Here is a 25,348-nt window from a genome sequence, read left to right on the forward strand (position 1 = left end):
AAATACTTTTAAAATCGATGAAAAAAATAATTTACCTTGCAAGTGCAGTAGCTTTTATAGCCTGCGGCACAAGCAAAACAGTGTCTAAAGAAGACGCAAACGTAGACCAAGCTGCTAAATACGCAGCAACAATTACAGCTAAAGAACTAGGCACGCACTTATTTACATATGCTTCAGACGAGTTTGAAGGTAGAAACACTGGAGAGCCTGGCCAAAAAAAAGCGGTTAAGTATTTAAAAGATTTTTATGTGAACGAAGGCATTTCCTCTCCCCTAGGTGGAGACGACTACTTTCAAGAAGTTCCTACAGAATGGATTAATAAAAATACTAGAAGAGGAGAATTTAAAGACTCAGAAAATGTAGTTGCATTTATAAAAGGTTCGGAAAAACCAGATGAAATTGTTGTAATTTCTGCTCACTTAGATCACGAAGGAATTAAAAACGGACAAATTTATAATGGTGCCGATGACGATGGCTCTGGTACTGTTGCAATTTTAGAAATTGCACAAGCATTTCAAATGGCGACAAAAGCTGGCAAAGGTCCGAAACGTTCAATTTTATTTTTACATGTAACTGGAGAAGAAAAAGGATTACTTGGCTCTAAATATTATACAGATGTAGACCCTATATTCCCGCTATCGAATACCGTTTGTAATTTAAATATTGATATGGTAGGTAGAATTGATGCAAGACATAAAGACAATCCTAACTTTGTTTATTTAATTGGTTCTGATAAATTAAGCACTGAGCTACATAATTTATCTGAAGCTGTAAATAAAAAATACACCAACATAAGTTTAGACTATAAGTACAATGATGAAAATGATCCTAATAGATTTTATTACAGATCTGATCATTATAACTTTGCAAAAAATAATGTACCAATTATTTTCTATTTTAACGGAACTCATGCCGATTATCACAGACCTACAGACACACCAGACAAAATAAACTATGAATTATTAGAAAATAGAGCTCGTTTGGTTTTTCATACAGCTTGGGAAGTTGCAAATAGAGAAACAAGAATTGTTGCAGACAAAGCAACTGAAGTTAAAACAAGTAAATAATTTTACTAATTTTGAGATATTAAAAAAGACCAAGCAAAGCTTGGTCTTTTTTAATTATAAATACAATATTAACTAATATTAGACCAAATTTTTGAAGATCTAGTTATTTTTGCAAACGTGTTTTTAATAGGTAAATTTACTGCTTTTTCTAAATTTGCATCCTCTTGTAAAACTGTTATAGCAGTATTTCTTGCTGCAACCAAAATTTTAGAATCTTTTACTACATCAGCTATTTTTAAATTTAAAACACCACTTTGCTGGGTTCCCATTATATTTCCAGGACCTCTTAGTTTTAAATCTACCTCTGCTATTTTAAATCCATCGGTAGTTTCTACCATTGTTTCTAGTCTTGTTTTAGCTTCACTAGAAAGTTTAAAGCTAGACAATAAAATACAATAACTTTGGTCTGCTCCTCTACCTACTCTACCTCTTAACTGGTGTAGCTGAGACAAACCAAACCGCTCAGAACTTTCAATTATCATTACACTCGCATTGGGTACGTTTACACCTACTTCAATTACAGTAGTGGCCACCATAATTTGAGTTTCGCCCTTCACAAAACGTTGCATTTCATAGTCTTTATCAGCAGGCTTCATTTTACCGTGAACAATACTAATTTGATATTTAGGCGAAGGAAATTCTCTAGAAACACTCTCGTAACCATCCATCAAATCTTTATAATCCATTGCCTCAGACTCTTCAATTAATGGGTACACAATATACACTTGTCTTCCTTTTGCAATTTCATCCTTCATAAACTTAAATACAGAAAGTCTGTTGCTATCATACCTATGCACCGTTTTCACTTCTTTTCTACCGGGTGGTAATTCGTCAATAACAGAAATATCTAAATCACCATAAACAGACATTGCCAAAGTTCTGGGAATAGGAGTTGCTGTCATCACTAATATATGAGGAGGCAATGTATTTTTAGACCATAATTTAGCTCGTTGCTTTACCCCAAACCTATGTTGCTCGTCGATAATTGCAATACCTAAATTATTAAACTGTACTTTGTCTTCTAAAAGCGCGTGAGTTCCCACCAAAATATGTAGTGTTCCATTTTCTAACTGTTCGTGAATTTCTCGCCTTCTTTTTGCTCTAACAGAACCAGTTAAAATAGCTACCTGAATATTTAAATCTCCTAAAAGTTCAGAAACTGCTGTAAAATGCTGATTTGCTAAAATTTCTGTAGGCGCCATAATTGTTGCCTGAAACCCATTATCTATAGCCAATAACATGGCTAAAATTGCTACAATTGTTTTACCAGAACCTACATCTCCTTGTAACAAACGGTTCATATGAGCACCAGACGCAACATCTTTTCTAATTTCCTTTAAAACTCTTTTTTGAGCATTTGTTAAATCGAAGGGAAGTTTTTCTGAATAAAATTGATTAAATACATCGCCAACAGTTTCAAAACTAAACCCTTTTATTTTTGATTTATGAATCAGTTTTTTTCTAACCAATTGCAATTGAATAAAAAACAACTCTTCAAACTTTAACCTATTTTGAGCTCTAGCAAGTTTTTCTTGATTTTTTGGAAAATGAACATTTAGTAGTGCCTCTCTTTTGTTCATTAAGTTAAAATCGGTAATAATTTCCTGAGATAATGTCTCTTGAATACCATCATAACATTGCTGCAATAAATTTTGAATATAGTTTCTCATTAACTTATTCGAAACTCCAGAATTATTTAACTTTTCTGTTGATGGATACACTGGTTGCATCTTAGATTGCAACTTTTTTTTGTAGTTTGTTACCAATTCTATTTCTGGATGCGGAATGCTAAAACTACCATTGTAATGATTTAATTTTCCGTAAACTACATAAGGCTCATTAATTTTTAATGAATCTTTAATCCATTTTTGTCCTTTAAACCAAACCAACTCCATAGAACCTGTTGCATCTTGAAACGTCGCTACCAGTCTACTTCCTCTTTTCTGTGCCACCGATTTCACATGAGTAATTTTACCAACAATTTGTACCTCCGAAGAACTCGGCTGCAAATCTTTTATGGCATAAAAAGCTGTTTTATCAATATACCGAAAAGGGAAAAAATTTAATAAATCATTGCATGTTTTTATACCCAATTCTGTATACAAAAGAGCAGCTCTTTGCACACTAATTCCTGCTATATATGTTACTGGATATTCTAAGTTCAAAAGAAAAAAATCTTATTACGAAAATACAGAAATCAGCGCTAATTTTAGTGAAAAATTCGATAATATTTAATGTATCTTTGCAAACCATTAGAAAACCACAAATGAGATTACATAGAAATTTAACTTTTGCAGTAATAGATAGTATTAGAGACATTTTTAACGAGGGTGTCTATGCCGATAAAGCTGTAGAAAAAGCACTAAAACGCGATAAGCGTTGGGGAGCTAGAGACCGAAAATTTGTTGCAGAAACCATCTATGAAATTGTACGTTGGAATCGTTTATATGCAGAAATTGCAGAGGTAAAACTTCCTTATGATAGAGATAATATTTGGAGAATATTTACAGTTTGGTGTGTGTTAAGAGGTATTAAGTTACCTGATTGGAATCAAATTGGAGAAAACGTACCAGAGAGAAGAATAAAAGGGAGATTTGCAGAGTTGTCTAAAATTAGAAAATACAGAGAATCTATTCCAGATTGGATGGATGAGTTGTGTGTTACTGAACTAGGTGAAGAAATATGGACCCAAGAAATAGCTTCACTAAACAAACAAGCAAAAGTAATTTTACGAACAAATACTTTACAAATTTCTAAAGAAATTTTACAAAAAAAATTACACTCAGAAAACGTAGTTACCGAAACTATACCCAATCACCCAGATGCCCTTTTACTTCCAGAAAGAGCCAATGTTTTTAAAACAGAAGCTTTTCATAATGGCTTTTTTGAAGTTCAAGACGCCTCTTCTCAATTGGTTGCAGCGTATTTAGACGTAGCACCTGGCATGAAAGTAGTAGATACTTGTGCTGGTGCTGGTGGCAAAACACTTCATTTGGCATCATTAATGCAAAATAAAGGGCAAATAATTGCAATGGATATTTATGAAAGTAAACTTCGCAAACTTAAAGTAAGAGCAAAGAGAAACAAAGCTCATAATATAGATATGCGTGTAATAGACTCTACAAAGCCAATAAAAAAATTATATGGTAAAGCAGACAGAGTTTTAATAGACGCACCTTGCTCTGGACTCGGAGTACTAAAAAGAAACCCAGACTCTAAGTGGAAACTTCAACCAGAATTTATAGAAAACATCAAAAAGGTGCAACAAGAGATATTACAAAGTTACTCTAAAATGTTAAAACCAGGAGGAAAAATGGTGTATGCAACCTGTTCTATTCTACCATCCGAAAATCAAAATCAAGTAAAAGAATTCTTAGCTTCTGAAGCAGGTAAAGATTTTACATTTATATCAGACAAAAAAGTTTTGGCGCATCAAAGCGGTTTTGATGGATTTTATATGGCACTCATAGAAAAAAATAACGCTTCATAAAATGAAAAAAATATTTCTTGCTATTTCAGCTATAACATCCTTTTGTAGTTTTTCTCAGCATGAATCTTATTATAATAATGTAAACTTGCAACTTACTGGTTTAGCTTTAAAAAATGAGTTAGCTACAAAAATAACCAGTAGCCATAGTAATTTTTTAACTTACACACCAGATGTTTGGATTGCTTCAAAAGCTACAGATAAAAATCCGAATAATAATGCTGAAGTTATTCTAATTTACGGTTACGAAAACGGAACTGATTCCGATTTATCTAATGACAGAGAAAGAGGAATAAACAATAATGGCGGCGCAATATTTAATTGGAATCGAGAACACGTTTTTCCGAAATCTCTTGGAAATCCAAATCTTGGAAATGTAGGGCCAGGTGCAGATGCACATCACCTAAGACCCGCAGATGCCTCTAGAAATTCTCTGAGAAGTAATAGAAAATTTGGAAGAGGAAGTGGAAATTCTGGCTTATCTACAATTGACTTTTACCCTGGTCTCGATGGTCCAAATACAGCTGCTTGGTATCCTGGAGACGAATGGAAAGGGGATGTTGCAAGAATGATAATGTACATGTATTTACGCTATGGAAATGTTTGTTTACCTTCTAGTGTTGGCATTGGAGACAGTTCGAAAACTCCTGATGATATGATTGATTTGTTCCTAAACTGGAATGTAGAAGACCCAGTTTCTGAATTCGAAAAAGCAAGAAATAATTATCATGAAAACACTAGTAATCCATCGGCTCAAGGTAATAGAAATCCGTTTATAGACAATCCGTTTCTTGCTACATTAATATGGGGCGGCGATGGTGCAGAAGATACCTGGGGAATTTACACATCAAAAGACAATGAAGCTCCTACCACTCCTACAAACGTTACAGTAAATAATATCGATTTTAGTTCGTTCAATATTACTTGGTTGGCAGCCACAGATAATGTGGGTGTAACGGGATATGATGTTTTTATAAACAATACGTTAGCCTTAAAAACTACTACAACATCTGCTACCATAAGCAATCTTTCTCCAGGTACCCAATATTCTGTACAAATACTTGCAAAAGATTTAGTAAATAATAAGTCTCAAAAAAGTAGCCCTCTAATTACCCAAACACTAAAAGACACAGAAGCACCAACTAAACCAACAAATATAATTATCAGAAATATTACAGATACTTCCTTCACTATTACTTGGCAAGCTTCTACAGACAATCATAAGGTAGATTCTTATAGTGTATATATAAATAATGTACTCTCTAGAAAAGTTACAAATACTAGCTATACTGTAACAAATTTGCAACCGAATACAAATTACAATTGTCAGATTTTAGCAACAGATATGTCTAATAATAATTCTGAACTATCCCAAACCATTACTACAAAAACAGTGGCTGGTACAAGCGGTGTTGCTACCTCTTTATTTATATCTGAATATGTAGAAGGCTCTGGTAACAATAAAGCTATAGAAATCGTAAACCTAACGGGCAAAACAGTAAATCTAAATAGTTATAACTTAAGGCGAAACCCTGGTGGTGGAAATAGTTGGTCAGATGCTTTTTACCTAAATAGCGGGAACATAAAAAATATTTTACCAAATGATGTTTTTGTGGTTACGCATCCAAACGCAAGTGCCACAAAACTTGTAACTGAATCTGACTTACAAACTAATGCCGCAGTAGATAATGGTGCGCCTTTGAGTTTTAATGGTGATGACCCTGTCGGACTTTTTAAAGGAAATAATTTAATTGATATTGTTGGAGAGTTTAATGCCAATAAAGGAGATTTTGCAAAAAATATTACTTTAAGAAGAAAAAGTAATATAACAGGTCCGACAACAAGTTTTAATTTAGAAAATGATTGGGTAACATTTACTACCGACACCTATGATGGTATTGGAAATCATAACTTTTCGTTAAGCAATACTAACAATGAGCTTATAAATTTTAAATACTATCCAAACCCAGTTAAAGGAAACTTCTTACACATCGACACGAAAGAAACTCTAAATATTGAAATTTACTCTACTATTTACAAACTAGTAAAAAAAGAAACACTTGATAATAGTAGAAATAGAATCAATATAGAAAACTTATCACCAGGTATTTATCTCTTAAAAGCATTTTCTAATAGAAAACAAACTACAGTAAAGTTCATGAAACTTTAATTAAACAATGTAAATTACACATTAAGAAGTGCCTATTAATTGACACTTCTTTTTTTGTTTAAAACCTAGTGAACAACTCAACAACATTAGAAAAAATAATTTATTATAATTAAGTTGAAAAAAAGTAAATTTGCATTTTTACAACAACACACAAACAAATTATAATGATTCATTTCTTTGGCAATGTAAACAATAAAGTATTTGCGGTTCAAACTTCAAAAACCATAAATGCTTCTAGTATTTCTAAATTATCTTGGCTATTTGGTGCACAACCAAAAATTGACACAACCAGCATAGATGGCTTTTTTGTAGGACCAAGAGCAGCTATGATTACTCCTTGGAGTACAAATGCCGTAGAAATTACCCAAAATATGGGGATTAAAGATATTATAAGAATTGAAGAATTTGAGGCTGTATCAGAACACTTTACCGACTTCGACCCTATGATTTCAGAAAAATACAATGGTCTTCATCAAACGTCTTTTAAAATAAACACTACACCTGCAGCCATTATAGAAATTGAAGATATTGACGCATACAACCAAAAAGAAGGTCTTTCTCTTAGCGATGAAGAAGTTTTGTACCTAGAAAATGTATCAAAAAAAATAGGAAGAAAACTTACTGATTCTGAAGTATTTGGTTTTAGTCAAGTAAATTCAGAACATTGTAGACATAAAATATTTAACGGTACTTTTGTGATTGATGGAGAAGAACAACCAACTTCTTTATTTAAAATGATTAAAGAAACTGCTAAAGAAAACCCGAATAGCATAGTTTCTGCATACAAAGACAACGTTGCGTTTATTAAAGGACCTAAAGTAACGCAATTTGCACCAAAATCTGCAGACAAACCAGATTTTTATGAAACAAAAGACTTTGAGTCTGTAATTTCTTTAAAAGCAGAAACACACAATTTTCCAACAACTGTTGAGCCTTTTAACGGAGCTGCTACGGGTTCTGGAGGCGAAATTAGAGATAGGCTTGCTGGCGGAAAAGGTTCTTTGCCATTAGCAGGTACAGCTGTATATATGACCTCTTATTCTCGTTTAGAAGAAAATAGATTTTGGGAACAAAAATTTAAAGAAAGAGATTGGCTATATCAAACACCAATGGATATTTTGATAAAAGCTTCTAATGGTGCTTCTGATTTTGGTAACAAATTTGGGCAACCACTAATTGCTGGTTCTGTATTAACTTTTGAACATGAAGAAAATGCTTCTTCTAGTATTGCAAAACCAAGAAAATTGGGCTTTGATAAAGTAATAATGCAAGCTGGTGGTATCGGGTACGGAAAAGCTTCACAAGCTTTAAAAGAAACTCCTAAAGAAGGTGATAAAATTGTAATTTTAGGTGGTGAAAATTATAAAATAGGGATGGGTGGTGCTGCAGTTTCTTCTGCAGATACTGGAGAATTTGAATCAGGTATAGAGTTAAATGCTGTGCAACGTTCTAATCCTGAAATGCAAAAGCGTGCAGCAAATGCTGTACGAGGAATGGTAGAAAGTGATGAAAACTTTATTGTTTCTATTCACGACCATGGTGCCGGAGGGCATTTAAATTGCTTGTCGGAATTAGTAGAAGATACTGGTGGTAATATAGATTTAGAAAAGCTACCTGTTGGAGATCCAACCCTTTCTGCTAAAGAAATTATTGGAAACGAGTCTCAAGAACGAATGGGACTTGTAATTGCAGAAAAACACTTAGAAACTTTAGAAAAAATTGCTGCTAGAGAAAGATCTCCCATGTATACCGTAGGTAATGTTACTGGAGACCACCGTTTTACCTTCGAATCTAAAAAATCAGGAGAAAAGCCAATGGATTTGGCGTTAGAAGATATGTTTGGCTCATCTCCAAAAACAATTCTTAACGATAACAACATCAACAGAAATTATAAAAACCCTCGTTATAAAACAAAAAACTTAGAGATATATCTAAAACAAGTTTTACAACTAGAAGCCGTTGCTTGTAAAGATTGGCTTACTAATAAAGTAGATAGATGTGTTGGCGGTAAAGTTGCCAAACAGCAATGTGTTGGTAGCTTACAAATTCCGCTAAACAATGTTGGCGTAATGGCATTAGATTATAATGGTAAAGAAGGAATTGCAACTGCTATTGGTCACGCTCCTATTGCAGGATTAATAGCATCTGAAGCTGGTAGTAGAAATTCAATAACAGAGGCGTTAACAAATATTGTTTGGGCACCATTAAAAGAAAATTTAAAATCGGTTTCATTATCTGCAAATTGGATGTGGCCTTGTAAAAATGAAGGTGAAGATGCTCGTTTGTACAAAGCAGTAAAAGCTGTTTCAGAATTTTCTATAGCGTTAGGAATAAACGTTCCTACAGGAAAGGATTCTTTGTCTATGAAGCAAAAATATCCAGATGGAGAGGTGCTTTCTCCAGGAACTGTTATTATATCTGCCGCTGCAAACTGTAATGAAGTTTCCAAAGTAGTAGAACCAGTATTACAAGTAAATGGTGGAAATATTTACTACATAAACATCTCTCAAGATGAATATAAATTAGGAGGTAGCTCATTTAACCAAACTCTAAATGCCGTTGGTAACGAAGCTCCAGATGTTACAAACCCATTGTATGTAAAAAACACTTTTAATACCATACAAAAACTTATCAAAGCAGAAAAAATAAAAGCTGGTCATGATGTAGCTTCTGGTGGTTTAATTACCACTCTTTTAGAAATGTGCTTTGCAGAAATTAACTTAGGTGCCAATTTTGACCTATCAGCATTAAATGAAGAAGATAGCATAAAAGTTTTATTTTCTGAAAATGCAGGTATTGTTTTTCAAGCAGACGATTCGGTAGAGCAAGTTTTGGAAGAAGCAGGAATAGCCGCTTTTAAAATTGGTAATGCAAATAATAAGGGTGTTGTTACAATTAAAAATAATGATGATACTTTTTCTTTTAATGTTGAAGAATTAAGAGACGTTTGGTACAAAACATCTTACCTATTAGACACTAAACAAACTGCAAACGGCTTGGCTAAAACAAGATACGAAAACTACAAAAAACAACCTTTAAAGTATCGTTTTCCAGAACATTTTACTGGAAAATTACCTGTTATAGAAAGTACAAATACTCGTCCGAAGGCTGCCATTTTAAGAGAAAAAGGTTCAAATTCTGAACGAGAAATGGCAAATGCTATGTATTTGGCAGGGTTTGATGTAAAAGATGTACACATGACCGATTTAATTTCTGGTAGAGAAACTCTAGAAGATATTCAGTTTATTGGTGCTGTTGGAGGGTTTTCAAATTCTGATGTTTTAGGCTCTGCAAAAGGCTGGGCTGGTGCTTTCTTATATAATGAAAAAGCTAAAAAAGCGCTCACAAATTTCTTTAAAAGAGAAGACACTCTATCTGTAGGTATTTGTAATGGTGCACAATTATGGATGGAATTAGAGCTTATAAATCCTGATCATAAAACACATGGTAAGTTAGTTCACAACGACTCCAAAAAGCACGAAAGCTCATTTACCTCTGTTAAAATACAAGAAAATAATTCGGTAATGCTATCTAGTTTAGCTGGCTCGGAATTAGGTGTTTGGATTTCTCATGGTGAAGGAAAGTTTAATTTACCAGAGGCAGAAGAAAACTATCATATTGTTGCTAAATACGGTTATGAAGGATACCCAAATAATCCTAATGGATCTAGTTTTAACACTGCAATGATGTCTGACAAAACTGGTAGGCACCTCGTAACTATGCCACATATAGAGCGCTCTATTTTTCAATGGAATTGGGCTAACTACCCTGCCGGAAGAAAAGATGAAGTATCGCCTTGGATAGAGGCATTTAGTAATGCTAAAAATTGGATTTTAAATAAAAAATAAATACTTCCCTTTTTTTTCATAAATTGGAATTTTATTTTTTCTAATGATAGATTTAAAATATTACAATACAGGATCAGCGGCTAATTTAGTCGAAGAATTTTATAGTGTTTCATACGCTAAAGAAATTGTACCCATAAAAACCGGAATTATTCCGATGGGTTTTTCTGGCTTGTCTTTTATATACTCAGATAATCAATATTCAATTCAACAAAAAAATAAACAAATTTTAAAAGGGTTAACTCTTACCGGACAATTTAACAAGTCTTACTTAATGTGTGTAGACACTGAAGGCTATACCTGCGGCATTAGTTTTAAACCTACAGCACTTTATAAAATAACTAAACTAAACCTTTCTAAGTACAAGAATAAACATGTAGACTTTAGTAGCATAAATAGCAAACTATCTAAACAGTTTGAAGACATATTTTTGCGTTACAAATCAGATCCTGTAAATCTTTTTAAACAAATAGAATTATTACTTAGCTCTATCTCCCTTTTTAAAACTAAAAGTACCATCATAATTGATAAAGTGATCCAAGAAATTCATAAAAAAGAAGGATTACTATCTGTATTAGATATTTTAGAAAAAGTTCCTTTCGGACAAAAAACTTTGGAAACAAAGTTTAAAACTATGATAGGTTTAACACCTGGAAAATATATAAAGTTGCAACGCTTTTTAAATTTGATGAGAAAATTTGAAAAAGAGCAAATAGATTTAAAGGACCTTATATATATGTATGATTATTATGATGAATCACACTTTTCTAAAGACTTTAAACTTTTTACTGATAAAACTTTTAAAAAATATTTTAATGAAGAGTACTCTCTTATAAAAAAAGCATTGAAAAAATAAGGAACTCCGATAATTATAATTATAAAATTTTAAAATAATAATAGTAATCTGACATGTTTTTAGTTTAAATTAACAATTCATTAATTTTTTTGACATTATATTAGTGTTTGTGAAATAGTTGTAAAATGATTACTTTGCAACTACAAATTTTTAAGATATGTCCATAGAAATAAAAAGATTATTTGACTTTCCCTATTACCAACTAGAAACCTACAATTTAGAAAAAGCATTTACCTCTAAATACAAAAATAGGTGGCAAAGCACTTCTACTAAAGAATACATAGAAAAGGCAAATAAAATATCTCGTGGTTTATTAAAACTTGGAGTTCAACCAAATGATAAAATAGCTATTATTTCATCTACCAATAGAACAGAATGGAATATTTGCGACATTGGTGTATTGCAAACAGGTGCTCAAAACGTGCCTATCTATCCAACAATTTGTAAAGAAGATTATGAATATGTAATCAATCACTCAGAGGCTATTTATTGTTTTGTTTCAGATCAGGAGGTGCTAGATAAAATCAATAAAATTAAAGGAAATACTAAAATAAAAGAAGTTTTTACTTTTGATGAAATAGCGGGAGAAAAATCGTGGGAGGAAATCTTAAAATTGGGCGAAGATACTTCTAATCAGCAAGAATTAGACGATAGAAAAAAAGCTGTTTTACCAGAAGATCTAGCAACCCTAATATATACTTCAGGCACAACTGGTAAACCCAAAGGCGTTATGCTTTCACATAAAAACATTGTAAGTAATGTTTTAGCCTCTAAAGAACGCGTACCACTAGAATATGGTAAAGACAAAGGTTTAAGTTTTTTACCTGTGTGTCATATCTTTGAAAGAATGATTTTATACCTCTATCAATACTGTGGCGTTTCAGTATATTTTGCAGAGTCACTAGAGAAACTTTCAGAAAATGCACAAGAAATTAAGCCGAATGTTATGACTGCAGTTCCGCGCCTATATGAAAAGATTTACGATAAAATTATTTTAAAAGGTGAAACTTTATCTGGTATAAAAAAAGGATTATTCTTTTGGGCAGTTAATTTAGGTCTTCAATATAAGCCAGACGGAGAAAATGGTTGGCTTTATGAAAAAAAATTAGGTATAGCTAGAAAACTTATTTTTTCTAAATGGCAGGCAGCTCTTGGAGGCGAACTAAAACTGATGGTTTCGGGAAGTGCTGCTTTACAACCAAGACTAACAAAAGTTTTTACTGCTGCAGGAATGCCAATTATGGAAGGATATGGTTTAACAGAAACATCACCAGTAGTAACAGTAAACGATCAAAGAAATAATGGTTTTAAAGTAGGTACTGTTGGTAAGGTTATTAAAGATGTAGAGGTAAAAATTGCCGAAAATGGAGAAATTCTTGTAAAAGGGCCAAATGTAATGATGGGCTATTACAAAGATTCAGAAAAAACAGCACAAGTTTTAAAAGATGGCTATTTCTACACCGGTGATAAAGGAGAAATTGACAATGATGGTTTTCTAAAAATAACAGGTAGAACAAAAGAAATGTTTAAGACCTCTGGAGGCAAATACGTGGTACCTCCATTATTGGAAGGAGACTTAAAACAATCTTTATTCATAGAACAAGTTATGGTTGTTGGAGAAGGTGAAAAAATGCCAGCTGCAATAATTCAACCTAATTTCGATTTTATTAGGGATTGGATTGATAAAAAAGAGTTAAAAATAGGCAAATCAAATACTGAAATTGCAAATTCTGAGATAGTTAAAGACAGAATTCAAAAAGAAGTTACCAAATGCAATACTCATTTTGGTAAGTGGGAGCAAATAAAACGTTTTGAACTTACAGATGATGTTTGGTCTATAGACGGTGGACATTTAACACCTACTATGAAAATGAAAAGAGAAATTATTAAAGAAATTTATAAAGATCTTTACTCTAAAATTTATGAATAATAACTGCTAATATTTTATAATTTGTAGTAAAAATTCACAATAATATCAACAAAAAAAAAGCCTTGCACAGTTAGTGCAAGGCTTTTTATTATATAAGTAAACTAAGTTTGTAATTAAGATACTTGAAGTACTTCTTGTACTTTATCTGCAGCTTCCTGAAATTCTGTTGCAGAAATTATTTTCATACCAGAATTATCTATTAACTCTTTGGCTTCTTTAGCATTTGTTCCTTGTAATCTACAAATAATAGGAACTGTAATTTTATCACCCATATTCTTGTACGCATCTACTACTCCCTGCGCTACTCTATCGCAACGTACAATACCACCAAAAATATTTACTAAAATTGCTTTTACAGCTGGGTCTTTTAAAATAATTCCAAATGCTGTTTCAACTCTTGCAGCATCTGCCGTACCACCAACGTCTAAAAAGTTTGCAGGTTCACCACCAGATTCTTTAATTAAATCCATAGTTCCCATGGCTAAACCAGCTCCATTTACCATACAACCAACATTACCATCTAAATCTACATAATTTAAACCTGCTGCTTTTGCTTCAACTTCAATAGGATTTTCTTCTCGTAAATCTCTCATAGCAGCATAATCTTTATGTCTGTATAATGCATTTTCATCAAGAGACACCTTAGCATCTACTGCCATAATTTTAGCATCTGAAGTTTTCAAAACTGGATTTATCTCAAACATTGCTGAATCTGACTTTATATAAGCAGTGTATAAAGCAGTAACAAACTTTGTCATTTCTTTAAAAGCCGTTCCCGATAATCCTAAATTAAAGGCTACTTTTCTTGCTTGAAAAGGCATAATTCCTAATAAAGGATCTATTTCTTCCGTAAAAATTAAATGCGGAGTTTCTTCTGCAACAGTTTCTATATCCATACCGCCTTCTGTAGAATACATAATCATATTTTTACCAGTTGCTCTATTGAGCAAAACCGAAATATAGTATTCATCTGGCTCTTCATCACCAGGATAATAAACATCTTCACAAATTAAAACCTGATTTACCAATTTACCTTCAGCAGATGTTTGTGGTGTAACCAACATCATTCCTAAAATATCATTAGAAATAGTTTTTACTTCGTCTAAGTTTTTAGCAAGCTTTACACCTCCACCTTTTCCACGACCACCGGCATGCACCTGAGCTTTAACAACATACCAACCTGTACCGGTTTCTTCTGTTAATTTTTTTGCCGCAGTTACCGCTTCTTCGGGCGTACTTGCTACAATTCCTCTCTGAATTCTAACTCCAAAACTATTTAATATTTCTTTTCCTTGATATTCGTGTAAGTTCATTCTATAAATGTTTAAAACGTCCACAAAAATACAAATTCAGTTGTTAATATTATTATATTTTAAAGAAAAAAACCTATCAATTATAATTTTGTGTTAACCGACTACATATAATTAAAAATACACCTTCTTGTTTTGCGAATGAAAGTTGTAAACGTATTTCTAAAGTTTACACATAAACTTATTTGGTTTGTAAAATAAATACTTCAATAAAATCTTTAAAAAGCTAATAACTACAAGAAATGAAGTCGAATTTTAGATGCATTATGATTTCTTTTTTATATTTTCGTTACAAATTATGTATGAATGATAACGTGTAAAAATATCCATAAAAAATATGGTGATATTGCTGTTTTAAAAGGTGTTGATTTACATATTGACAAAGGAGAAATTGTTGCCATTGTTGGTCCGTCTGGAGCAGGTAAAACAACACTGCTTCAAATATTAGGTACGCTAGACAAACCCGATGAAACAGCAGATTTTTCAATTTTAATTAATAACAATTCTCTAAAAGAATTATCGAATAAAGAACTCTCTTTATTTAGAAATACAGAAATTGGTTTTATTTTTCAGTTTCACCAACTTTTACCTGAGTTTACTGCTATAGAAAATGTTTGTATCCCAGCATTTATAGCTAAAAAAACAACTTCTGAAACAGAAAAAAAAGCCTTAGAAATTTTATCCTTTTTAGGCCTTTCGAGCAGAATACATCACAAACCCAACGAGCTTTCTGGTGGTGAGCAACAAAGAGTTGCCGTTGCAAGAGCTTTAATTAATAACCCTTCGGTAATTTTAGCAGACGAGCCCAGCGGAAATTTAGATAGTGAATCTGCAAAAAAATTACACGAATTATTTTTTGACCTTCGCGATAAATTCGGACAAACATTTGTTTTGGTAACTCATAATGAAGAACTTGCAGAAATGGCAGACAGAAAACTAACCATGAAAGACGGTAAAATTTTACAACCATCAAATACTTCAATCTCATAAGATGAAAGAAACTTTTATTGAAATTATAAATTACATAAAAAAACCTACTAACGAAAAAGATAGCAATACAAACTACAAATATCGAAGCAGAAAATTCTTTTTAATACTTTTAATATGCCTTATTACTAGCTTCGCATTATCTCCAATTTTTCTGGTTTTTGAATATTTTGAAATTGTAGATATGGAAAATCATAAGGTAGAAGAAATGCTTAAAAACATGTCTAACCTTCAAAATTTTATAGCAATATCTTTAATTGCACCATTATTTGAAGAACTTCTTTTTAGAGCCCCAATTACTACTTTTAAAAAACCTTTATTTTTTAAAATAGCCTTTTATACATTCACTCTCCTTTTTGGATATGTACATTTAACTAATTTCGACATTAACACCAACACACTACTATTCTCTTTCTTTCTAGTGCTTCCACAAATTATATTGGGTTTCTACCTAGGATATATTAGAGTTAAATTTGGGTTACTTTGGGCAATTCTATTACATAGTAGTTACAATAGTATTGTATTTATTCTAAGCTTATTAGAACCTTAAAAATGACAAAAGAAGCACTTCGAGACTTTTTAGATGAAAAAGTAGCACTTTATAATCACCCAAAGTTTATTGAATCTGACCCTATTCAAATTCCTCATTTATTCTCTAGAAAAGAAGATATTGAAATTGCCGGCTTTCTAATAGCAATCATTTCATGGGGAAATCGAAAAATGATTATTAAGAACGGCTATAAAATGATGGAGTTGCTAGACAACTCGCCTTATGATTTTATTATAAACCATCAACAAAGTGATTTAAAACTCATAGACAGCTTTGTACATAGAACATTTAATGCAAGCGATTTTATACAATTTATACGTTCTCTAAAAAATATTTATAACTCTCATGGAGGCTTGGAAAATAGCTTATCAATTAAAAAAGGAGAAAAAACTTATGCGAAGAGTATTCATAATTTTAAGAAATTGTTTTTTGAAATTGAACATCAAAATAGAACGCTTAAACACATTTCTGACCCTTTAAAAAATTCTGCTGCAAAAAGAATCAATATGTTTTTACGATGGATGGTAAGAAATGATAACAAAGGGGTAGATTTTGGAATTTGGAAATCTCATAATCCAGCTAACCTATCCTGCCCTTTAGATGTTCACTCTGGCAATGTAGCACGAAAATTAAAATTACTAACCAGGAAACAAAACGACTGGAAAGCTGTAACCGAGTTGGATACTAAATTACGAGAACTTTGCGCTTTAGACCCTGTAAAATATGATTTTGCACTATTTGGACTCGGTGTTTTCGAAAAGTTTTAATTAATAATTAACAAGAATTTTTTTATCCTTTTATTTTGAATAAATTAGAGTTTTTAAATTCTATTATTATGAAAAGGTTATCTATTATAATTGGGTGTATTTTAAGTTTAAATATTGTTGCACAAGATAACAGAATACCTATAGACACAACAATTGTTACCAACAATAGCGTTACCGTTAAAGGAGTAAAAGTTTCTTATTCTGCTACCACAGGAATGCAGCCTGTTTGGAACGAAAACGGTAAAGTAATTGCTTCTTTATACTACACCTACTACAAAAGAACTGATGTAAAAAATAGCGAACAAAGGCCGCTAATTTTATCTTTTAATGGTGGCCCTGGTTCTGCCTCTGTTTGGATGCATATTGCATACACTGGGCCACGAGTGCTTAAAATTGATGAAGAAGGTTTTCCTATTCAGCCTTATGGTGTAAAAGAAAACTCAAATACTATTTTAGATGTTGCTGATATTGTGTATATAAACCCAGTAAACACAGGTTACTCTAGACCCGTTTTAGAAAAAGGAGAAAAATTAGATAGGTCGTTATTTTTTGGAATAAATGCAGATATCAAATACCTAGCCAGCTGGATAACAACTTTTATTTCTAGAAATAATAGATGGGAATCTCCAAAATACTTAATTGGAGAGAGTTATGGCGGCACCAGAGTTATGGGATTAGCTGCTGCTTTACAAAATAAAGAATGGATGTACTTAAATGGTGTTATTATGGTTTCACCTGCAGATTATAAAGTTTTAAGAACAGAAAGCTCTGTAGATTATGCTATAAACCTACCTTACTTTACAGCCGCTGCTTGGTACCATAAAATGCTACCAGAAAACTTACAGTCTCAAGATTTGGAACAAATATTACCTATGGCAGAAAATTTTGCCATAAACACTTTATTACCAGCAATTGCAAAAGGTGGTTTTATAGAAAATTCCGAAAAAGAAAAAGTTGCTAATGAATTTTCTAAATTCTCTGGTTTAAGTAGTAAAGTGATACTGCAAAATAATTTAGAAGTTTCACCAAGTTTTTTTTGGAAAGAATTGTTAAGAGACAAAAATGGAAAAACAATTGGTAGGTTAGACTCTAGATATCTTGGTATCGATAAAAGAGAAACCGGAAGTAGTACAGACTACAATTCTGAATTAACCTCGTGGCTTCACTCTTTTACTCCAGCTATTAACTATTACATTCGTGAAGAACTTAAATTTAAAACTGATGTTAAATACAATGTTTTTGGAAATGTTTCTCCTTGGGACAACAGAAACAATAATGTTAGAGAAGAATTAAGACAAGCAATGGCACAAAACCCATTTTTAAAAGTACTTATACAGTCAGGTTATTACGATGGTGCCACCACCTATTTTGGTGCAAAATATACCATGTGGAAAACAGATCCTAGTGGAAAATTAAAAGATAGATTCTTCTTTAAAGGATATAGAAGTGGCCACATGATGTATTTGAGAAATGACGATTTAAAAAAATCTAATGACGATTTAAGAACCTTTATTTCTAATAGTTTGTCGAATGGTAAGTCTGCAAAATACTAAATAAATGCATTTTAAAAACCCTGAAGTTTTATACTTTTTATTTCTATTAATTATACCTATTCTAATACACTTATTTCAATTACAGAAATATGCAAAAACCACATTTACTAATGTTGCTTTTCTAAAAAAACTGCAACAACAAAATCGTAAAAGTTCTCGCCTAAAAAAATGGCTAATTTTATGCACAAGATTATTATTACTTTCAGCGATACTTTTTGCTTTTTCACAACCTTATTTTGGCAAAAAAAACACCCTAAATAAAAATCATACTTTTATCTATTTAGACAATTCTTTGAGTTTAGATACGAATGATGACAAAGGAAATCTGTTAAAAAAATCAATTGAAGAAATAATAGAAAATGCCTCAAAAAAAAATACATATACTTTTATTACCAACAATTCATTTTCTAAAAAAATTGACTATAACGAACTAAAAAATGAACTACTTAAAATCAAAATTACTCCTCTTCAATTAAATATTAACAGTGTTTTACTTTCAATTTTTCAAGAAAAAAAAACCAAAATAAAAACTTTAAATGATGTTGTATTAATATCTGACTTTCAGGGTAATTACAAAAATAAGTTTACAAATGTAAAAGACTATTTTTCTGTAGTAAAAAGAAAAAGCTCTTTAAATTACAACATTTCTATAGATACTGCTTACACTATTACAAAAAACCCCAACAATAAAACCCTAATTGTTGCTATTAAAAACCAAGGCAATAAAACAGACAAAGTACCAATTGCATTATACAACAACTATGAACTGGTAAGTAAACAAACCTTTTCGATTGCAAAAGATGAAACTAAAAAAATTGAATTTAACATCTCTAACTTCACATCATTTTTAGGAACTGTAAAAATAACTTATAACGACATTTTTGAATTTGACAACACGTACTATTTTGCAATTAATAAAAGCAAAAAAATACGAATTCTCTCTGTGGGAAATCCTCAAAAATTCATCTCAAAAATATTTAATGATGCTAAATTTTCACTTACCAACTCACCATTAAAAAACATCGATTATAATGGTATTTTAGAACATCAATTAATAGTGCTTAATAGCTTAGAAAAAATACCCACAATTTTTGCTGATAAAATTATAGATTTCACAAAAAAAGGAGGAACCCTACTAATTATTCCAGATGACAATATAGATATAGACTCCTATAATAATTTGTTTAAAAAACTAAACGCTGGTAATTTAAAACCAAAAGTTAAAGACACACTTAAAGTTACAACAATCAATTTTAGCCATCCTTTGTTTAAAAATGTGTTTACAAAAACTATAACAAATTTTCAATATCCAATGGTAGAGAGCTACTACCCTGTCATTAATAAAACATCCAGTAAAATTTTAACTTTAGAAAATGGCAAACCTTTTATAAGCCTACTTAACAAAAACATCTATTTTGTTAGTAGTTCCTTAAAAAAAGAGAACAGTAACTTTATAAATTCACCATTAATAGTACCTACTTTTTATAATATTGGTATTTCGAGTTTTAACAATAGTAAATTAGCTTATGTAATAGGAAAAAAGAATAAAATTGAAGTAAAAACGAAATTAAAAAAAGATGAAGTTCTTTCCTTAATCAACAATAAAAACAAAGCAATTATACCTCTACAACAATCCTATTATAATAAAGTAATCATATCTACAAGTGACGAAATTGTAGAAAACGGATTCCAAACCATTGCCATCAAAGGAAAAAGTATAAAAAATATTGCTTTTAATAATCCAAAAGAAGAGAGCCTACTCAATTTCTTAGACCTTAAAGAGATTACAAAAAACAACCAATACATACAATTACATAAAGACATCCCTTCTTTTTTTAACCAAGTAAAAAAAAATAACGAAGTTCAATGGCTATGGAAATGGTTTTTAATCATAGCAATTGTATCTTTGCTGTTAGAAATTTTGATTTTAAAATTCTTTAAACCATGAGTACGCTTATAAAATCTGCAACAATCATAGATAGCGAAAGCAAGTTTCATCGTCAAAAAAAAGACCTTTTAATCGTAGACGGTTGTATTGCAAAAATTGATGATAATATTCCTGTCAAAAAAAAGTACACTGTTGTAAGCAGAGAAAACTTACATATTTCTTGTGGTTGGTTCGATACTAGCGTTTCTTTTGGAGAACCAGGTTTTGAAGAACGAGAAACAATAAAAAACGGACTAAAGGTAGCTGCAAAAAGTGGTTTTACCAGTGTTGCTGTAAATGCAAATACATATCCTGTAATTGACACTAAAAGTAGTGTAGAATTTCTAATTAATAGTGCTAAAAATGCAGCAACTAAGCTCTATCCTATTGGTGCATTAACTAAAAATAGAAGTAGTAACGAAATTGCCGAGCTTTACGATATGCAACAATCTGGCGCTATTTCTTTTTATGATTATAAGAAACCAGTTACCAACGACAATTTGATGAAAATTGCATTACAATATGCTCAAAACTTTAACGGACTTATCCAAAGTTTTCCAAAAAATAATCAAATAGCTGGTGAAGGTATTGCGCATGAAGGAGAAAACAGTACTAGGTTAGGGTTAAAAGGAATACCTTCCCTTGCAGAAAACATTCAAATTTCTAGGGATTTATTTTTATTAGAATATACAGGTGGAAAACTTCACATACCTACAATTTCTACTGCCGAATCTGTGCAACTAATTAAAGAGGCAAAAAAGAAGGGACTGCAAGTAACTTGTAGCGTTTCGGCTCATCACCTAACATTAACAGACAGCACTTTAGAAAATTTTAACAGCCTCTATAAAACCAACCCTCCTTTAAGAACAAAAAATGACTGTAAAGCACTAATTAAAGGCGTTAAAAGCGGCGTGATAGACAACATTACTTCAGACCATAACCCAATAGATATAGAGCATAAAAAAATGGAGTTTAGCCAAGCAAAAAACGGTACTATTGGCCTAGAAAGTTTATTTGGGAGCCTACTTACTGTTTTAGAATTAGAAGATTTTATTGCCACATTAACCACAAAACCAAGGGCTATCTTTAATTTAGAAAAAACAGGAATTAGTGAAGGAAATACCGCAGATATTTCTTTATTCAACCCAACAAAAGAATACCTATTTACAGAAAAAAATATTTTATCTACTTCTAAAAACAGCGCTTTTTTAAATAAAAAAATGAAGGGAATTGTGTACGGTATTTTCGCTAATAACCAATTAGTTTTAAATGATTAAAAAAAACGACACTTTTCTATTAATTAAAACTAAAAATTTCAATTCCAAAAAAACTTAAAACGAATTCATACGTTTCCTCTTTTAAATAAATATTTATAAATATATGAGTAATTTACAGTACATTGTTAGGGCTCCAAAAAAGAATATCGAAAACCCTCCATTGCTTGTTTTACTTCATGGTTACGGAAGCAACAAAGAAGACTTATTTTCTTTTTCTGAAGAACTACTAGAAGAACTTTTAATAGTTAGTGCAGAAGCACCACTCTCTATGGGTTTTGGCGGATATGCATGGTACTCAATTAATTTTGATGATATAAATGGTAAATTCTCTGACTTAAAAGAAGCAAAGCAATCAATCGATAAAATAGCCACTTTTATTGATGAAATAAAACAAAAATACAATACAAATTCAGAAAAGACGTTCCTGTTAGGATTTAGCCAAGGAGCCATCCTCAGCTACTCCTTAAGCTTTTTTTACCCAAACAAAGTACAACATATAATCGCTCTAAGTGGTTATATAAATAAAGAGTTGTTGCCAGACAAAATTTCAGAAACTATCAAAACAACATATTACAGTTCGCACGGTATTGTAGACCAAGTTTTACCAATAGAATGGGCAAGAAACACAAAACCATTTTTAGATAAACAAGGACTTAAATGTAACTATTCTGAGTATAATGTCGGTCACGGTGTTGCGCCTCAAAACTTTTATAGTTTTAAAAAATGGATTGAAGAGCAATTATAAAGCAACAATCTAAAAATAAATATATTTAAAAAGTTCTTTTAACTATTAATAAAAAAAGGGATTAAAACTACCTTTACAAAAACACATCTATGCAGTTTTCTGATTTTTCCTTAAATTCTACTATTTTAAAAGCAGTAAAAGAACAACGCTTCCATACACCAACAGTGGTACAACATAAAGTAATTCCGCTTATACTAGAACAAAAAAATGTGGTTGTCTCTGCACAAACAGGAACAGGAAAAACTGCCTCGTTTTCATTACCTATTATAGAGTTATTATCGAGAAAAGAAGTAGATGAATCAAACTCATCAAAAATTAAGTCGTTAATAATTACACCTACCAGAGAATTAGCGATACAAATTTTAGATACTTTTAAAAATTTTAGCAAGCATTGCAACATAAAAACTACTGCTATTTATGGAGGTGTATCTTTAAACCCGCAAAAAGAAATGCTTGCAAAAGGGGTTGATGTTTTAATCGCAACTCCTGGTCGATTAATTGATCTTCAAAAACAAGGACATGTAGATTTAGGTAACGTAGAAATATTTGTTTTAGATGAAGCAGATTTACTACTAGATATGGGGTTTATAGAAGATGTAAAAAAAATTGAAGCAACTTGTCCTAAAAATAAACAGACCTTACTTTTTTCTGCAACAATGCCAGATAAAATTGTAGACTTGGCAAAAAGAATTATCAGCAAACCAGTAATTGTAGAAATTAACCCCACCGAAACTACCTCAAAAAACATTGGTCAGTTATTATATTATCTACCAAAAAAACATAAAACAGATTTATGCTTACACCTTCTTAGAAACACAATAAACGGAAAAATAATTATTTTTCGACGCACAAAGTTCGGAGTAGACAAATTAGAAGAATCGCTAAGTAAAAATGGGTACAATGTAGCTAGCATTCATGGAGACAAAACTCAAGCTCTTAGAAACCAAGCGATAGAAGACTTTAAAAGCAAAAAAGCATCCATTTTAATTGCTACAGATGTAGCATCAAGAGGTATTGATATTACCAATGTCGATGCTATTATTAATTTTGATTTACCAAATGTTGCAGAAACCTATATTCATAGAATTGGGAGGACAGGTAGAGCTGGAAAATCGGGAATTGCATTCTCTTTTTGCTCACCAGATGAAAATTCATACGTTAAATTAATAGAAGATCTTTTAGGAAGAACCATAAAAGTAATCTCTGATCATCCATACCCAATTTCGAAACCGAAACACAAAAAAAAGCAACCAAATACAGTAAGTAAAAATAAGAAAGGAAGAAAATCTGAGGCCTCAAAGAAAAGAAAAAAAAGATGGTATTAATTTATGAAAACGAATAGCAAGATCTCTTTATTTTCTCTAATAATGTAGCGGCATTATATGGTTTTCCTACAACTTCTGTAAAACCAACACTTAAATACCTCTCGACGTCTTCTTTAGATGTATTGGCTGTTAGCGCTATTATAGGAATCTTTTTGTTTTTTTCTAAAAAATCACTTTTTAAACTAACCAACTCCTCACCTGTAATATTTGGCATATGAATATCTAAAAGTAACACATCAAAAACTTCTTTTTGTAGACTATGCAACGCAGATAACCCATCTTTTACCTGAACAAAATCTACCTTTTCTTTCTTCAAAATATGTGCTACTATGGTCTGATTTAAAACATCATCATCGGCTACTAATACCCTTTTACCAGACAAGTTTTTGTTTGAAAAATTATTTTTTTCTATTAAATCATGTTGAACTGCATTAGACTCGTTTACTTTTTTAAAGGGAATTTTAAACGTAAAAGTACTACCAACGTGAAGTTTACTTTTTACAGAAATACTACCTCCCATTGCGCTTAATAGACGAGAAACTATAGAAAGACCTAAGCCTGCACCACCTAACACTCTATAATCACTACTATTATTTTGTTGATATTCTTCAAAAATTTTAGTTGCTTGCTCTTCGGTCATACCAGCGCCAGAATCTGTTACATCGAAAACAACTTGCACGCTTTTTGAGGTTTCTGATGCCACTGAAAGAGCAATAGAAATACTTCCTTTAGTAGTAAACTTTAATGCGTTAGACAATAAGTTAGAAAAAATCTGATATAATCTTACATCATCACCTAAAACAGTAAAGGTATCTTTGGGTAAAACTGGTTTATGTAAAACTAAAGAAACTTCTTTGTTAGCATTCTGATAACGAAAATTTTCGATACTGTTTTGAGCAATTTCAATAAGATTAATTGGGGAGTTTACAAGCTCTAACCTTCCTGCCTCTATTCTAGATAAATCTAAAATATCATTTACAATCACTTTTAAATGCTCACCAGAAATAGAGAGCAAATTGGTGTATTCTGCAACTTTATCTGTAATTGCCTCTTCAGAAATCATTGCAGCATAGCCTAAAATAACGTTTAATGGATTTCTTATTTCATGACTCATCATGGCCAAAAATCTAGATTTATCTTCATTTGCTTTATCGGCAATTTCTCTAAGTCTTTTTAACTCTTTGTTTTTTTCTGTAATTGCTCTTTTTAAAAAAAAGAGATCATTTCTCTGCTGGTTTAATTGAGAAATATGTTTATATGCAGTGGTTCTATCATGAATTAAAACAGTAACATCCGAATTACTTTTAAATAATTCTACAGAAACATTATACTCATTATTATTGTAAACAATAAGCATACCTTCTAACAAAATAGAAGTATTTAACTCCAAAGCTTCTAAAGTACCTTCTAAAAAGTCTGTAACTGAAAATATTGAGTTATTTGGCTTAAAAATGGACTTTAAAAAATTTCCTGCAGAAATCTCAATAATTAATCCATTAAAATTGGTGGTTAATTGTATAAATGTATCTTGTATTTTTGCAGGTATCAATTG

At 31.5% G+C, this 25,348-nt stretch carries 17 protein-coding genes; 14 read left to right on the forward strand and 3 right to left on the reverse strand.

Annotated features, from left to right (window positions below):
• Positions 1-17 precede the first annotated feature (17 nt).
• A complete protein-coding gene (locus WHD54_RS01660; RefSeq protein ID WP_088322928.1) occupies positions 18-1,067 on the forward strand; it encodes a M28 family metallopeptidase in 1,050 nt (349 codons plus the stop codon).
• A 68-nt stretch (positions 1,068-1,135) separates the two neighbouring features.
• Here WHD54_RS01660 and recG read toward each other — a convergent pair whose 3' ends face one another.
• Positions 1,136-3,232, reverse strand: a complete 2,097-nt coding sequence (gene recG / locus WHD54_RS01665; protein ID WP_088322929.1) for an ATP-dependent DNA helicase RecG — start codon at positions 3,230-3,232, stop codon at positions 1,136-1,138.
• Between the two features lie 101 nt (positions 3,233-3,333).
• On the opposite strand from recG, the gene WHD54_RS01670 reads away from it, so the two are divergent.
• The 5 genes from WHD54_RS01670 to WHD54_RS01690 all read left to right on the forward strand — a co-directional run bounded on the left by WHD54_RS01670 (position 3,334) and on the right by WHD54_RS01690 (position 13,355).
• Positions 3,334-4,557 (forward strand): RsmB/NOP family class I SAM-dependent RNA methyltransferase, encoded by a 1,224-nt coding sequence (locus WHD54_RS01670; protein ID WP_088322930.1) that lies wholly within the window; start codon positions 3,334-3,336, stop codon positions 4,555-4,557.
• A 1-nt stretch (position 4,558) separates the two neighbouring features.
• On the forward strand, positions 4,559-6,724 hold the full coding sequence (locus WHD54_RS01675) for an endonuclease (protein WP_088322931.1): 2,166 nt from the start codon (positions 4,559-4,561) through the stop codon (positions 6,722-6,724).
• 164 nt (positions 6,725-6,888) lie between these two features.
• Positions 6,889-10,572 (forward strand): phosphoribosylformylglycinamidine synthase, encoded by a 3,684-nt coding sequence (gene purL, locus WHD54_RS01680; RefSeq protein WP_088322932.1) that lies wholly within the window; start codon positions 6,889-6,891, stop codon positions 10,570-10,572.
• Between the two features lie 43 nt (positions 10,573-10,615).
• Positions 10,616-11,425: a helix-turn-helix domain-containing protein gene (locus WHD54_RS01685; protein WP_088322933.1), complete on the forward strand. Its 810-nt coding sequence runs from the start codon at positions 10,616-10,618 to the stop codon at positions 11,423-11,425.
• A gap of 157 nt (positions 11,426-11,582) precedes the next feature.
• Complete coding sequence (locus WHD54_RS01690) at positions 11,583-13,355, forward strand: AMP-dependent synthetase/ligase (protein ID WP_088322934.1); 1,773 nt, start codon at positions 11,583-11,585, stop codon at positions 13,353-13,355.
• A 113-nt stretch (positions 13,356-13,468) separates the two neighbouring features.
• On the opposite strand, the gene sucC is transcribed toward WHD54_RS01690, so the two are convergent.
• Complete coding sequence (gene sucC, locus WHD54_RS01695; RefSeq protein WP_088322935.1) at positions 13,469-14,668, reverse strand: ADP-forming succinate--CoA ligase subunit beta; 1,200 nt, start codon at positions 14,666-14,668, stop codon at positions 13,469-13,471.
• A gap of 303 nt (positions 14,669-14,971) precedes the next feature.
• On the opposite strand from sucC, the gene WHD54_RS01700 reads away from it, so the two are divergent.
• From WHD54_RS01700 to WHD54_RS01735, 8 genes are all read left to right on the forward strand, one after another.
• Positions 14,972-15,655, forward strand: coding sequence for an ABC transporter ATP-binding protein (locus WHD54_RS01700; protein ID WP_088322936.1), 684 nt, complete (start codon positions 14,972-14,974; stop codon positions 15,653-15,655).
• A 1-nt stretch (position 15,656) separates the two neighbouring features.
• Positions 15,657-16,202 (forward strand): CPBP family intramembrane glutamic endopeptidase, encoded by a 546-nt coding sequence (locus WHD54_RS01705; protein WP_088322937.1) that lies wholly within the window; start codon positions 15,657-15,659, stop codon positions 16,200-16,202.
• A gap of 2 nt (positions 16,203-16,204) precedes the next feature.
• Entirely contained in the window at positions 16,205-16,969 is a 765-nt protein-coding gene (locus WHD54_RS01710) for a TIGR02757 family protein (RefSeq protein ID WP_088322938.1), read from the forward strand.
• Between the two features lie 68 nt (positions 16,970-17,037).
• Complete coding sequence (locus WHD54_RS01715; protein WP_088322939.1) at positions 17,038-18,522, forward strand: S10 family peptidase; 1,485 nt, start codon at positions 17,038-17,040, stop codon at positions 18,520-18,522.
• Positions 18,523-18,526: 4 nt separating this feature from the next.
• Positions 18,527-20,470 carry a BatA domain-containing protein gene (locus tag WHD54_RS01720; protein WP_088322940.1) on the forward strand — a complete coding sequence of 648 codons (1,944 nt, stop codon included), beginning with the start codon at positions 18,527-18,529 and terminating at the stop codon, positions 20,468-20,470.
• On the forward strand, positions 20,467-21,726 hold the full coding sequence (locus WHD54_RS01725) for a dihydroorotase (RefSeq protein ID WP_088322941.1): 1,260 nt from the start codon (positions 20,467-20,469) through the stop codon (positions 21,724-21,726). The genes WHD54_RS01720 and WHD54_RS01725 overlap by 4 nt, the downstream gene beginning before the upstream one ends.
• A gap of 103 nt (positions 21,727-21,829) precedes the next feature.
• A complete protein-coding gene (locus tag WHD54_RS01730; RefSeq protein ID WP_088322942.1) occupies positions 21,830-22,471 on the forward strand; it encodes an alpha/beta hydrolase in 642 nt (213 codons plus the stop codon).
• An 89-nt stretch (positions 22,472-22,560) separates the two neighbouring features.
• Complete coding sequence (locus WHD54_RS01735; RefSeq protein ID WP_088322943.1) at positions 22,561-23,796, forward strand: DEAD/DEAH box helicase; 1,236 nt, start codon at positions 22,561-22,563, stop codon at positions 23,794-23,796.
• Between the two features lies 1 nt (position 23,797).
• On the opposite strand, the gene WHD54_RS01740 is transcribed toward WHD54_RS01735, so the two are convergent.
• On the reverse strand, positions 23,798-25,345 hold the full coding sequence (locus WHD54_RS01740) for an ATP-binding response regulator (RefSeq protein ID WP_088322944.1): 1,548 nt from the start codon (positions 25,343-25,345) through the stop codon (positions 23,798-23,800).
• Positions 25,346-25,348: the final 3 nt, after the last annotated feature.

The organism is Polaribacter tangerinus (assembly GCF_038024095.1).
Lineage (GTDB): Bacteria > Bacteroidota > Bacteroidia > Flavobacteriales > Flavobacteriaceae > Polaribacter > Polaribacter tangerinus.

Excerpts from the sequence above, each read along its gene's own strand:
- WHD54_RS01660 (WP_088322928.1), top strand. The coding sequence starts at position 18 with ATGAAAAAAATAATTTACCTTGCAAGTGCAGTAGCTTTTATAGCCTGC.
- WHD54_RS01670 (WP_088322930.1), top strand. The coding sequence starts at position 3,334 with ATGAGATTACATAGAAATTTAACTTTTGCAGTAATAGATAGTATTAGA.
- WHD54_RS01675 (WP_088322931.1), top strand. The coding sequence starts at position 4,559 with ATGAAAAAAATATTTCTTGCTATTTCAGCTATAACATCCTTTTGTAGT.
- purL (WP_088322932.1), top strand. The coding sequence starts at position 6,889 with ATGATTCATTTCTTTGGCAATGTAAACAATAAAGTATTTGCGGTTCAA.
- WHD54_RS01685 (WP_088322933.1), top strand. The coding sequence starts at position 10,616 with ATGATAGATTTAAAATATTACAATACAGGATCAGCGGCTAATTTAGTC.
- WHD54_RS01690 (WP_088322934.1), top strand. The coding sequence starts at position 11,583 with ATGTCCATAGAAATAAAAAGATTATTTGACTTTCCCTATTACCAACTA.
- sucC (WP_088322935.1), bottom strand. The coding sequence starts at position 14,668 with ATGAACTTACACGAATATCAAGGAAAAGAAATATTAAATAGTTTTGGA.
- WHD54_RS01700 (WP_088322936.1), top strand. The coding sequence starts at position 14,972 with ATGATAACGTGTAAAAATATCCATAAAAAATATGGTGATATTGCTGTT.
- WHD54_RS01705 (WP_088322937.1), top strand. The coding sequence starts at position 15,657 with ATGAAAGAAACTTTTATTGAAATTATAAATTACATAAAAAAACCTACT.
- WHD54_RS01710 (WP_088322938.1), top strand. The coding sequence starts at position 16,205 with ATGACAAAAGAAGCACTTCGAGACTTTTTAGATGAAAAAGTAGCACTT.
- WHD54_RS01715 (WP_088322939.1), top strand. The coding sequence starts at position 17,038 with ATGAAAAGGTTATCTATTATAATTGGGTGTATTTTAAGTTTAAATATT.
- WHD54_RS01720 (WP_088322940.1), top strand. The coding sequence starts at position 18,527 with ATGCATTTTAAAAACCCTGAAGTTTTATACTTTTTATTTCTATTAATT.
- WHD54_RS01725 (WP_088322941.1), top strand. The coding sequence starts at position 20,467 with ATGAGTACGCTTATAAAATCTGCAACAATCATAGATAGCGAAAGCAAG.
- WHD54_RS01730 (WP_088322942.1), top strand. The coding sequence starts at position 21,830 with ATGAGTAATTTACAGTACATTGTTAGGGCTCCAAAAAAGAATATCGAA.
- WHD54_RS01735 (WP_088322943.1), top strand. The coding sequence starts at position 22,561 with ATGCAGTTTTCTGATTTTTCCTTAAATTCTACTATTTTAAAAGCAGTA.